Here is an 11,856-nt window from a genome sequence, read left to right on the forward strand (position 1 = left end):
CGAGGGAGAAGCGACATGTCGGTCAAGGAGAGGCTCCAAGAACAGTTCAAGGACGTCGAGACGTCGTACCGCGATCTCGTCGCCGAGATCGAGAAGCAGCTCAGCGAGTTGGAGCAGCGGGCCAACAAGGCGCTCGACGATCTCCAGGAGCAGGTGCCCGAGGAGGTGGCGGAGACCATCGCCCGGCTGCGCGAGATGAACGCCTCGATGCGCAAACGGCTCGCCACCATGTCCGAGCAGGCCTTGGAGACCACCCGTGAGGCGGTCGAGTCGCTCTCCGAGAGCGCCGGTCGGGTGACGGGTCGTGCGCCGAAGAAGAAGCCGGCGAAGAAGGCCGTAGCCAAGAGGACGCCAGCCAAGAAGAAGGCCGCGGCGAAGACGCCCGCGCCGAAGCCGGCCGGCAAGGCCAGCTCGAAATGGAGCAAGGCCGAGCTCTCGGCCGAGGCGACCCGGCTCGGGATCAGCGGTCGGTCGTCGATGACGAAGGCCCAGCTGGTGCGGGCGATCAACACGGCGTCGTAGACGCCCGATCAACCCAGCGTCGTAGACGCCCGGTTGATCCGGGCGCTCAGGCGGGCACGCCGACGCCCATGATGCGGGCGAGGTTGCCGCCCATGACCTTGGCGACGTCTTCCTGGCTCAGCCCCTCGAGATCGTCGACGAACGAGATCGGATCGGACATCCCCTCGGGATGGGGGTAGTCGGACCCGAAGAGCACGTTGTCGGCGCCGATCAGGTCGATGAGGCCGATGGGGTCGTCCTCGTGGAACGGGTGCACGTAGACGCAGCGCTTGAAGGTCTCGAAGGGATGCTCGTCCCAGCTGTGTGGGTTGAAGTCGTAGGCGTCGTGCATGCGGGCGACGAGCGGCCGGACCCAGTTGGAGCCGTTCTCGACGGGGGCGAGCTTGAGCCCCGGGAAGCGGGTGCAGAGTCCGTGTCCGATCGCCGACGAGATCGTGTCGGTGATCGCCCGACCGTGTGAGCCTGACAGTGCCTCGAAGCCGCTGCTGTCGGTGAACGGCGTGAACTCGTCGCGGATGCCTTCCCACTCGTTCGAGTAGCGGGTGTAGCCGCTGTCGCTCGCGTGCATGCCGGTGACGATGCCGGCCTCCTCCACGAGCTTCCAGAACGGATCGAACTCGGGGAGCGCGAACGACCGTGGTCCTTCGAGGCCGAACACGGGCGCAGGACGGACGAGGATGATCTTGGCGCCACGTTCGAGGACCCACTCGAGTTCCTCGATGGCCCGGTCGACGATGCCCAGGTGGATCACGGGTGTGGCGAAGATCCGGTCGTCGAAGTTGAACGTCCATGTCTCGTGCATCCACTGGTTGAGCGCGTGGATGATCACATGGACGGTCGACGGGTCGTTGCGGAGCCGTTCCTCGAGGAGGCTGGCGAGCGTCGGCCACATGAGGGCCCGGTCGATGCCGAGCTCGTCCATCAGCTCGATGCGGGGGCCGGGCTCGAAGTAGGCGGGCGGCGATTCGATCGCCTTGCCGAGCATCTCGCGGCGGGACTTGCCCTCCGGGTTGCCGTTCTTGAAGAACTCCTCCTGCGCACCCGGCGCCGCGACCTTGCGAAATGTCGGGTTCGGGATGTATTCGCTGATCTGGCCCTTGAGCGCGATCTTCGTGCGGCCGTTGACCTCCACGTAGCGCACCACGCCCTGGTACTTGTCGGGGAGGAACTTGGTGAAAGCGTCCGGCGGCTCGTACATGTGGTTGTCGGCATCGAACACCGGGAAGTCGAGTTCTCGTGACGGCATCGTGGTTCCCCCTGCTGAGGCCTCGTCGGCCAAAGGTGACATGACTGTTAGAAGCACTCTAACGGCCGAGCCGGCCGCGTGCGAAGCCGTGGTGGACAGTGTCGTCAGAAGGCGGTGCTCGGAAGGTCGGTCAGACCCTGTTCGAGAGCATCGCAGATCGTCACGGCGACATCGTCCGGGCGCAGCCCCTCCGGGAACGCCGGTGCGGTGCCCTCGATCGCCCGGCTCGCCAGACCCGTCTCCGTGTGGGGCGGCCGGGCATCGAGCACCCGCACCCTCGACCGTCGGAACTCACGGACGAGCGCGTCGTCGAAGGACCGCAGCGCAGCCTTCGACGCACCGTAGGCGGCCATTCCCGGCAGGTTTCGTTCGGCGATCACGCCGGAGATGTTGACCATCGCGCCGCCGTGCTCGATCCGCTCGGCCGCCATGGGCGATCGTCGCGTCGACGGCCCGCACGCATTCCGCCGGGGTTCGCAGATCGGCGGTCACGCGCGCACCGGACACGGGGAGTGCCTCGAGACGGTCGAGGTGGCGCGCGGCCAACGTGAGGATCGCGCCCCGACGATGGAGTTCTCCCGCCAACGCACTCCCCAGACCGCCGGTGGCTCCCGCGATCAGAACGGAGGCACCGGCGATCGGATGGGGGGTGGTGGCGTCATTCGACATGGGTTGGGGTCCGTGCGAGAACAACTCGGTCGTCGAACCGACCACACGGTCCCTGATCCGATCGATCATGTCGCGTCCTCGCCGAGCTCCATGTCCGCGCGACGGGGCGACGATGGTCCACGGATGCGGCACCGACACGAACGCAGGTCAAGATGGGCCGATGGGCGACCTCGATCTTGCGACCGTGTGGGTGCTCGGCGACCAGCTGTCTCGTCGGCACGGGCCGCTCGGCGACTCGGGTCCGGGCGATTGTCGGGTGCTGTTCGTCGAGAGCGCCGCGCTGGTGCGGGGGCAACGATGGCATCGTCAGCGCCTCCACCTGGTGCTGTCGGCCATGCGGCACCTCGCCGAGGAATTGCGAGCCGAAGGGTTCGATGTCGACTACCGCCGCAGTGCGGATCTCGCCGCCGGGCTGGCCGCGCATCGAGCCGACCATCCCGGGAGCCGGGTTCTGGCCGCGCGCCCGTCGAGCATCGACGGCTGCGACCGCCTGACGGCCCTCGGCGTCGAACTGGTGGACCACGACTACTTCCTGACCGCTGCCGCCGACTTCGCCGACTGGGCCGGCGCCCGCACCCAGCTGCGGATGGAGGACTTCTACCGTTGGCAGCGGCGACGTCTCGATGTGCTCATGGACGGCGACGAGCCGGCCGGCGGCGACTGGAACTTCGACCACGACAATCGCGAACGACCACCGAAGGACGGCCGGTCGTGGCCGGGTGTCACGCGTTTCGAGCTCGACGAGATCGATCACGCCGTGCTGGCCGGTCTCGATGCCGATCCCGAGGTGACGTGTTGGGGCGATGGCCCCGACGGCCTCTGGCCCGTGACCCGCGAGCAGGCGCTCGTGCGGCTCGGGGAGTTCGTCGAACACGCGCTCGCTCCGTTCGGCCCCCACGAAGATGCGATGCTCGCCGGCGAATGGAAGCTCGCCCACAGCGTGCTCAGCAGCTCGCTCAACCTCGGGCTGCTCCATCCCGACGAGGTGGTGCGGGCCGTGGAGGTCCGCTACCGGGAGGGCGGGGCGCCGATCAACAGCGTCGAGGGATTCATCCGCCAAGTGATCGGCTGGCGGGAGTACGTGTGGTGCCTCTACTGGTACTGGGGCGCCGACTATCGCACCCGCAACGCGCACGGCGCCCACCGCCCGGTGCCCCCGTCGTTCACCGGCGAGGCATCGACCGAGATGGCCTGCGTCGAGGCGACCGTCGCCGGGCTCCATGCCCGTGCCTACGGCCATCACATCCAACGGTTGATGGTGCTCGGCAACCTCGCCCTCACCGCCGGGGTCGAGCCGTGGGCATTGAGCGAATGGATGCGCGTGACATTCATCGATGGCGCCGAATGGGTGATGGTGCCCAACGTCATCGGAATGGCGCTCCACGCCGACGGCGGGGAAATGGCGACCAAGCCGTATGCCTCGGGTGGTGCGTACCTCAACCGGATGAGCGACTACTGCCGCGACTGTCGGTTCGATCCGGCCAAGCGAACCGGCGAGAATGCGTGTCCGTTCACCTCGCTCTACTGGGACTTCCTTGCCCGCAACGAAGCCGATCTCGCAACCAACCACCGCATGGCGCGACAGCTGGCGGGAATGCGTCGCCTCTCCGATCTCGACGCCACTCGCGTTCGAGCCGCCGAGGTGCTCGAGCGGCTCGATCGCGGCGAGCTGTAGCGCCGACGGCTACTCGAGCGCAGCGGCGAGGCGGTCGAGCGTGGTGGTCATCGTCGAGCGGTTGTGGATGCCGCGGTCGGCAACTCCGGAGATCCCGGCGCTCGCCTCGCGCATCTCCTCGGGGATGAGGTTGGTGCTGTACTCGGTGATCCGGCAGCCGTCGTCGGTCGGCTCGATCGCGTAGCCCCACTTCGCGAAGACGAAGCCGTTCATGTCGCAGTCGAAGAAGAATCGCTCGTTCTCGACCAGCTCGACGATGGTGGCGGTGGTGGACCACTCGGCGTCGCCGTTGCGGTTGTGGCCGGTGAAGGTTGCCCCCATGGCCGGCCCGTCGAACCCCTCGTTCCACTCCGCTGCGTAGGTCTCCGGCGACCACTCGCCCATGCGGGTCACGTCGGTGATGGCGGCGTAGACCGCCTGGGGTGAGGCCTTGATCTCTCGGGTCACTTCGATGTCGAACGTCATGGTGCGGACGCTAGAGCCTGTCGGCGGTCGGATGGAAACGGACGACGACGCTCAGGCGTGTTCGATGCAGCGGTCGGTTGCCGGCAGCGCGGCCTGGCGCTCCGCACCGATGGTCGTTCCGCACACCGAGCACGTGCCATAGGTGCCGTCGTCGATTCGACCGATGGCGCGTTCGACCATCGTCAGCTGGGTCTGCAGCGTGTGGGCCAGCACCTGGTTCTCGCCCTGTTCGCCGGCGACCTGACCTCGATCGGCGAAGTCGTCGTCGAAATCGAGGTCGATCTCGCCGCCGACGGTCAGCTCGTCGATCTGGACCAGCAGCTGGGTCCGCTCGGCCTCCAGCGAGGCACGGATCTCAGCGTCGTTCGAGGGCACAGCGTTCGAGGGCACAGCGTTCGAGGACATGGGCGCAACGTAACCCTTTCGTCGACGGCTGACCCGTGACCTTCGACCCTGTCTGGTGCGACCGGCTCCCGGGTCCGGATGATCGGCCTCCGCTTCGGCATCGGCGGCGATGCCGTCGAGGAGGCCGGGGAAGACGAAGTGGTGGAACGGCGCCACGCTGTACCAGTAGACGCGTCCCCACAGGCCTCTCGGGACGAACACCGCGGTCTGACGGATCCGGCATCGAGGGCCGTGCTCGGAGTCGGGCGCCGGTTCTATGCGCCACTCGAGGGAGGCCACGCCCGGCAGGCGCATCTCGGCTCGCAGACGGAGTTGCGTGTCTGGCTCGATGGCCTCGACCCGCCAGAAGTCGACGGGATCACCGACGAACAGTTCCTCGGGGTCACGTCGGCCGCGGCGCATGCCAGGGCCGCCGACGAGCTTGTCGGCCAGGCCGCGGATCGCCCAGAGACCGTCGGAGGCGTACCAGCCCCGCTCGCCGCCGATCCGGGAGACCACGCGATGGGCGGCCTGTGGGGTTGCGTCGACGAACCGCTCTCGCTCGTCCATCAGCACGGCGCCGCCCGCCCAGTCGGGGTCGGTCGGGAGCGTGCCGGCGAGGGTCGTGCTCTGGGCTCCGGTCCATCGGGTCGCCACCTCGTGGTGGCGGGTGCGGTCGAGGGCTCGGGACACCGCGGTGCGATAGGTCGAACGTTCGCCCGGGCACAGCTCGACGATGGCCGGGTCGTTCACGATGACCTCGTTGACGAGGCTGCCGACGAGTGGACGGGCCAGCGATCGGGGAAGCGGGGTGACAAGGCCGACCCAGTGCGAGGAGAGTCGGGGGGTGAGAACCGGGACGGGGATCACCAGCCGCTTGCGCAGGCCCGCCTCCTCGGCGTAGATGGCCATCATCTCCCGATAGGTCAGGACTTCCGGACCGCCGATCTCGAGGACCCGACCAGCGGTATCCTCGGTCTCGAGCACCTCGACGAGATAACGGATGACGTCGCGGATCGCGATCGGTTGGCAGCGCGTGTCGACCCACTTCGGCGTGACCATCACCGGCAGGACCTCGACGAGGTAGCGCAGCATCTCGAAGCTGGCGCTGCCGGCGCCGATGATCACCGCGGCTCGGAGTTCGGTGACCGGAACCGGGCCGTCGGCCAGGACCCGCCCCACCGCGTGGCGGCTCTCGAGATGGGTCGAGAGTTCATCGCCCGACGCGTCGCCGAGTCCGCCGAGATAGACGATGCGCTGCACGCCGGCCTTCGTGGCCGCGTCGCGTAGGTTGGCGGCACCGGCGGACTCCCGCTTGGACCAGTCGGCGCCCTCGCCGATGCTGTGGACGAGGTAGTAGACGACGTCCACCCCGTCGACGGCGGCCGAGAGGTCACCCTCGATGTCGCCCTCGATCACCTCGACCTCGGATCGCCACGGTGCGCGGTCCAGCTTCTTCGGTGTGCGGGCGAGGCACCGGACTCGATAGCCGGCCTCGAGCAACGCGCCGACGAGGCGCCCGCCCACATAGCCGGACGCGCCGGTGACCAGAACCAGGCCACGGGGATCGGGGGAGGGGTGCACATCGAGTCCTACGTGGTGGAGTGGCACATCGGATGCGCCGATCCGTGCCGGGGTGTCAGCCCGCGGCGTGGAGCAGTGCGTCGCGCAGGTGGGTCTCGGAGACCGGACCGGGTTCGGTCGACGCGAGGAAGTCGCACAGGATCTCGACGAACTGCTCGGGGGCCTCGGCGTGCGGGAAGTGACCGACGCCCTCGAGGATCTCGAGTCGGGATCCGGCGATGGCCTCGTGGGCGGCGTAGGCGTGCTCGAGCGGGATGATGGCGTCGTGGTCGCCCCAGACGATCAGTGTGGGGATGTTGGCGGCCAGGTAGAGCCGATCGAGGGCGCTGACGGTCTGCCCGCCCGGTTCGATCACGCCGCGCATCGTGCGCACGAACGCCTTGCGGTTCTCAGCGCCGGCCAGCGACGCGTAGGCCCGCCACATCTCGCCGACGAGCGGCGCCCGCAGGCCGCGATCGTGCAGGAACGCGCCGATCGCCGTGCCGATGCCGACGACGGGGCGGGGGAAGACCAGCGGCATCAGCTGTTCGGCGCCGGGGAGACTGCACAGGCGCAGGATCCAGCTGACTTCGCGACCGAGTCCGCCGGAGCCCACGAGTACCAGCCGATCGCACAGGTCCGGATGCTGATACGCGAGCTGCATGGCGACACCGCCGCCGAAGCTCTGTCCGACGATCGTGGCGCTCTCGACACCGAGGATGGCCAGAAGGTCACGTAGGCCGCTGGCCATCGCGCCGAGCGAGTAGTCGCCCATCGGCTTGGCCGATTCGCCGTGTCCGAGGAGGTCCGGCGCGATCACGTCGTAGTGCTCCGAGAGCGGACCCATGACGTGCTGCCAGGTCAGCGAGCTGCCGGCGAGCCCATGGATCAAGATGATGGTCTCGCCGCTCCCCGCTCGGCGATAGCGGACGTCGTGTCCGTGGATCCTGACGTGTGAGAGCGCAACGGTCTCCATGGCGCAAGTGTGCATCGGCGGGCCGCGAAACGCTCGGGTCGAACGTCCCTCAGCTGGCGGCGATGCGGCGGGGGAGCCCGACCCGGACGGGCACGCCCGGCGAGTACATCGCATGGGCCGGACCGTCCGGGGCGGGGAGTCCGGCCGCTTCGACGAGCGAGTCCGCGATGCGGTCGACGCGGGCCCGATAGAGCTGCCATTCGGGATGGTCGACCGCCGCCCAGCGGAGGCGTCCGCCCCGTCCGGGAGCGACGAGGCCCCATCGCGACGTCAGGAAGTCGGTGAGCGGACCGGTCGCGGATGCCGAACCGACCACGACCTCGAGATCCGTCGTCGCTCCGGTCGCCGTGCGGGGCCGACGGCGCGACACATGGGTGGTGATCCGGTCGCCGGCCCGTTCGTGGCGGACGTCGCCGACGCAGTAGGGCAGGTGGTACCAGCCTCGGGCGACGAGCATCGGGAGGAGCAGGTCGATGTCGAGCGAGAAGAACCACACGCCGCGATGGTCGCCGGCGCGGACATAGGTGCGGACGTTGACCTCGGGGAACGTGCCCAGGCGGGGGACCGGCGGGAGCGTGCCGAACCCGAGCCGTTCCATGCGAAACGGCACCAGGCCGACCCACGCTGCACCGTCGAACACGTCGACCTCGACCCCCGGTGGTAGCAGCGACTGGACCATGGTCGGGTCGTAGCGCCAGTGGAGAAAGGTGACATCGGCCCAGAACTGGGTCATCACGGGTCGATCGATCGGTGCGGCCTCGAGCGGCGGCAACAGGAGATCGGTCATGTCGAGGCCGTGTCGACGCCGCCGGTCAGGCAGAGCACGAGGGCGGTGGTCGCGTCCATTGTCGGTGACTACGGCAGACGAATGCCGGGTGGATGCGCCGTGTCGTCGGACGACGACGGTTCATGACATTCATGTGACGAATATCACGGCGAGGTGACGAAGAAGCCGTCAAGTCCAGGACGGATGCGGTCGAACCAGCGTGGAACCCCTGGAGGGCCCTGCCATGTCGATCTCATTCCCGCTCCCGCGTGCGCTCAGCGCCGCAGTACTCGTCGTCGCCGTCTCCTTCTCGTCGATGGCACCGGTGGCGGCCCGCGGCGGGCCCAAGACCCCGGTCGACGACGAGCTGCCGCCGCCGACCGGACTCCTCGCACCGTTCGCCTGCGGGACCGAGTGGCAGGGGTCCACGTATGCCGGTCACGGTTCGAACAACTGGAACCTCGACCTCAACCAGGTCGGCGACACCGGCACCGACCTCGGCCAACCGATTCTCGCCCAGGGCGACGGGGTCGTCGTCTGGTTCAAGCAGACCGGGTACAACAATCACGCCGGGACCTACATCGAGATCGACTACGGCGACATCACCGTTCGCTACATCCATCTCGTCGAGAGCTCGATTCCGGAGCATCTCGCCGAGATCGGCGCCGCCGTGACCACCGGAGAGGTCATCGGCCTCCTCGGGGCGACCGGTCGGGTCACCGGGCCGCATCTGCATCTGGAGTACTGGGACAGCGCCGAGTTCGAGGACTCGGCCTGGTACCAACTGCCGAGGTCGAACCACATCCCGGTCGTGCTGGAGGGCCAGGAGCTGGTCGCCACGCCGGGTCATCCGAGCCCGGCGGTCGTCTCGACCAACTGTGGGGCACCGACCGTCTCGCAGCGGTGGAGCGAGGTGCGTCTCTGGCGCCACGCGAAACTGGACGCGATCTAGGTTTCGTTGTCGCCTTCGGCGACGCGGTCGAGAATGGCTGCGACGAGCCCGTCGAGATCGTCGACGGTGACGGTCAGGGCGGAGTGGTCCTTGAAACCGATGACCCGGTGGACCCGTTCGGCGAAGTGCACACAGACGCCCCCGTGCGTCGCGGTGCCGAAGGTGAGACCGTCGTCGGCGAACGACAGGCGCATGCCGACCGCCTTCCACCATGTGTAGTCGTGGGTCGCGTGGGCGCCGGTCACGTTGGTCATCGGCGTCTCGAGCCGGGCGCGGCCGAATGTCGCGACGAATGACGAGTCGGTGAGGGTGACGCCGTCGCGTTTCCCGACACCGAGGGGGCGCAGGAGCACTCGGTAGCGGGGATCGAGTCGGTAGGGGAAGAACACGGCGCACCTCGGGGTCGGCGCGCAGCTTCCCACGCCGGGGCGGCGGTTGCCTTCCGACACAAAACGAAACGTTGGCGTTCAGTATCGAAACGATTACGTTTCACGACCATGACCGTGACCGCAGATATTCCCCTCCACGAGCAACCCGAGATCAGGGATCGGCGGTGGTTCCTGCTCGGCATCATGTGTCTGAGCCTGGTCATGGTCGTCATGGCCGTGTCGGGACTCAACGTCGCCATTCCGTCGATCCAGCGCAGCCTCGGGGCCACGGCGGCCGACCTCCAGTGGATCATCGACTCCTACGCGATCATCTTCGCCGGCCTACTGCTCTCGGCCGGCGCGATCGGTGACCGTTTCGGCCGCAAGCGGGCGCTCCAGGGCGGGTTGCTGCTGTTCGGTGTGGGTTCGCTGCTCGGTACCGTCGTCGATTCCGTCGGGTGGGTCATCGCTGCCCGGATCATCATGGGCATCGGCGCCGCGTTCGTCATGCCGTCCACCCTCTCGATCGTCACCGCCGTCTTCCCGCCCCAGGAGCGTGGGAAGGCCATCGCCGTGTGGGCCGGCTTCGCCGGGGCCGGTGGTGCCCTCGGCCCGCTGGTCGTCGGATTCCTGCTCACCGACTGGTGGGTGTTCCCGGCGTACTGGTGGGGGGCCGCGTTCCTCGTGAACGTCGTCCTCGTCGTCGGCGTGTTCAGCGCCGTGACGATCTGGTCGCCGCGATCGAAGGACGACGAAGCGACGCCGCTCGACCCGATCGGTGCGATCCTCTCCATCGTCGGGCTCGCCGCGCTGCTCTACGCGATCATCGAAGGCCCGGTGAAGGGCTGGACGAGCACCGAAGTCCTGGCCGCCGCCGTCGTCTCGGCGGTCGCGCTCGGCGGCTTCGTGCGATGGGAGCTGCGGGCCGAACACCCGATGCTCCCGATGTCGTACTTCCGCAATCGCAGCTTCTCGATGGGGTCGGGCGTGGTGACCTTCGCGTTCGGCGTGATGTTCGGCTTCTTCTTCCTGATGACGCAGTTCCTCCAGTTCGTGCGCGACTACTCGCCGCTCGACTCCGGCGTCGCCACGCTGCCGCTCGCCGCCATGCTCGTCCTGGTCTCTCCCCGGAGCGCGGCGCTCAGCGAGAAGCTCGGCGCCCCGAAGGTCATGGCCGCCGGCTTCGGGTTCGTGGCGGTGGGCTTCTCGGTGATGAGCACCGTCGACCGTTCGTCGTCGTACCTCCTGATCGCCGGCGCCCTGATGCTGTTGGGGATCGGTATGGGCATCACGGTCGCGCCGGCCACCGGGTCGATCATGTCGGCGGTACCGCTCAACAAGGCCGGTGTCGGCTCGGCGGTGAACGACACGACCCGGGAGGTCGGTGGCGCACTGGGGATCGCGATGCTCGGTTCCATCGCCAACTCGGCATACCGGGCCAACATCGACGAGAACGTGATCGCGGCGCTGCCGGCGGATGCGGCCGCGGCCGCCGGTGAATCGGTCGGCGCCGCGGTGCAGGTCGCGACATCGCTCCCGAACGACATCGGCATCGCGCTCCACGACGCCGCCGGCGACGCCTTCACCATCGCCTTCGGCAACTCGCTGCTCGCCGCGGCGGTCGTCGCCGCGGTCATCGGCGTGATCGTCGTCGTCACGGGTCGTCAGGCACCGGGCGCGCCATGACCGCGGAGCTCGATCCTCGAATCGAGCGGTCGCGGCGGGTCATCGCCGAGGCGGCACTCGAGGAGATGGCCGAGGTCGGCTACGGCGCGATGACCGTCGAGGGCATCGCGAAGCGGGCCGGCGTGTCGAAGGCGACGATCTATCGGCACTGGGCGGGCAAGCTCGAGATCGTCGAGTCGGCCCTCGAGATGGTCAAGGCCACCATGACCTTCGACGAAGCGGCGCCGCCGCGGGAACGCCTGACCCAACTGCTCAGGTCGCTCGCCGACTACGTGGGCGACGACGCCAATGTGGGCGCCTCGTGCCTTCCCTCCATGGTGAGCGCGGCCCGGTACTACCCCGCGGTGCGCGACTTTCTGCATCGGTTCAGTGCGAGTCGTCGCAAGGTGCTCATCGACATGGTGATCGAGGGGCAGGCGGTCGGCGACATCGACTCGTCGCTCGAGCCGGAGCTGGCCGCCGAGCTGCTCGTGGGTCCCATCTTCTACCGACGGCTGATGACCGGATCGTCGTTCCCGGCCGCCGACATCGACCGCGTGGTCGACGCGGTCCTCGGACCGCCACCCGCCTGACGGGTGCCTCGG

12 protein-coding genes are annotated in these 11,856 nt (G+C 68.4%); 5 read left to right on the plus strand and 7 right to left on the minus strand.

Annotated features, from left to right (window positions below; all coding sequences use genetic code 11):
• Nucleotides 1-15: 15 nt before the first annotated feature.
• A complete protein-coding gene (locus R2707_19115) occupies nt 16-522 on the plus strand; it encodes a hypothetical protein (GenBank protein MEZ5247205.1) in 507 nt (168 codons plus the stop codon).
• 46 nt (nt 523-568) lie between these two features.
• On the opposite strand, the gene R2707_19120 is transcribed toward R2707_19115, so the two are convergent.
• Nucleotides 569-1,768: an amidohydrolase family protein gene (locus R2707_19120; GenBank protein MEZ5247206.1), complete on the minus strand. Its 1,200-nt coding sequence runs from the start codon at nt 1,766-1,768 to the stop codon at nt 569-571.
• 104 nt (nt 1,769-1,872) lie between these two features.
• Nucleotides 1,873-2,199, minus strand: a complete 327-nt coding sequence (locus R2707_19125; GenBank protein MEZ5247207.1) for an SDR family NAD(P)-dependent oxidoreductase — start codon at nt 2,197-2,199, stop codon at nt 1,873-1,875.
• Between the two features lie 398 nt (nt 2,200-2,597).
• On the opposite strand from R2707_19125, the gene R2707_19130 reads away from it, so the two are divergent.
• Nucleotides 2,598-4,112, plus strand: coding sequence for a cryptochrome/photolyase family protein (locus tag R2707_19130; protein MEZ5247208.1), 1,515 nt, complete (start codon nt 2,598-2,600; stop codon nt 4,110-4,112).
• A 9-nt stretch (nt 4,113-4,121) separates the two neighbouring features.
• On the opposite strand, the gene R2707_19135 is transcribed toward R2707_19130, so the two are convergent.
• The 4 genes from R2707_19135 to R2707_19150 are packed head-to-tail and all read right to left on the minus strand — an operon-like array spanning nt 4,122 to nt 8,287.
• Nucleotides 4,122-4,577, minus strand: a complete 456-nt coding sequence (locus tag R2707_19135; protein ID MEZ5247209.1) for an SRPBCC family protein — start codon at nt 4,575-4,577, stop codon at nt 4,122-4,124.
• Between the two features lie 51 nt (nt 4,578-4,628).
• Nucleotides 4,629-6,545, minus strand: coding sequence for a DUF2867 domain-containing protein (locus R2707_19140; protein MEZ5247210.1), 1,917 nt, complete (start codon nt 6,543-6,545; stop codon nt 4,629-4,631).
• Between the two features lie 55 nt (nt 6,546-6,600).
• Nucleotides 6,601-7,500, minus strand: a complete 900-nt coding sequence (locus R2707_19145) for an alpha/beta fold hydrolase (protein MEZ5247211.1) — start codon at nt 7,498-7,500, stop codon at nt 6,601-6,603.
• A gap of 49 nt (nt 7,501-7,549) precedes the next feature.
• On the minus strand, nt 7,550-8,287 hold the full coding sequence (locus R2707_19150) for a DUF2071 domain-containing protein (GenBank protein ID MEZ5247212.1): 738 nt from the start codon (nt 8,285-8,287) through the stop codon (nt 7,550-7,552).
• Nucleotides 8,288-8,510: 223 nt separating this feature from the next.
• Between R2707_19150 and R2707_19155 the strand changes: the two genes are divergently transcribed.
• The gene (locus tag R2707_19155; GenBank protein ID MEZ5247213.1) at nt 8,511-9,218 is read left to right on the plus strand and encodes a M23 family metallopeptidase; all 708 of its coding nucleotides are present in this window, start codon (nt 8,511-8,513) and stop codon (nt 9,216-9,218) included.
• Here the strand turns inward: R2707_19155 and R2707_19160 are convergent.
• Nucleotides 9,215-9,607 (minus strand): hypothetical protein, encoded by a 393-nt coding sequence (locus R2707_19160; GenBank protein MEZ5247214.1) that lies wholly within the window; start codon nt 9,605-9,607, stop codon nt 9,215-9,217. The genes R2707_19155 and R2707_19160 overlap by 4 nt on opposite strands.
• Nucleotides 9,608-9,715: 108 nt before the next feature.
• On the opposite strand from R2707_19160, the gene R2707_19165 reads away from it, so the two are divergent.
• On the plus strand, nt 9,716-11,272 hold the full coding sequence (locus R2707_19165; protein MEZ5247215.1) for an MFS transporter: 1,557 nt from the start codon (nt 9,716-9,718) through the stop codon (nt 11,270-11,272).
• The gene (locus R2707_19170; protein ID MEZ5247216.1) at nt 11,269-11,844 is read left to right on the plus strand and encodes a TetR/AcrR family transcriptional regulator; all 576 of its coding nucleotides are present in this window, start codon (nt 11,269-11,271) and stop codon (nt 11,842-11,844) included. The genes R2707_19165 and R2707_19170 overlap by 4 nt, the downstream gene beginning before the upstream one ends.
• Nucleotides 11,845-11,856: the final 12 nt, after the last annotated feature.

The organism is Acidimicrobiales bacterium, assembly GCA_041394245.1.
Lineage (GTDB): Bacteria > Actinomycetota > Acidimicrobiia > Acidimicrobiales > Aldehydirespiratoraceae > JAJRXC01.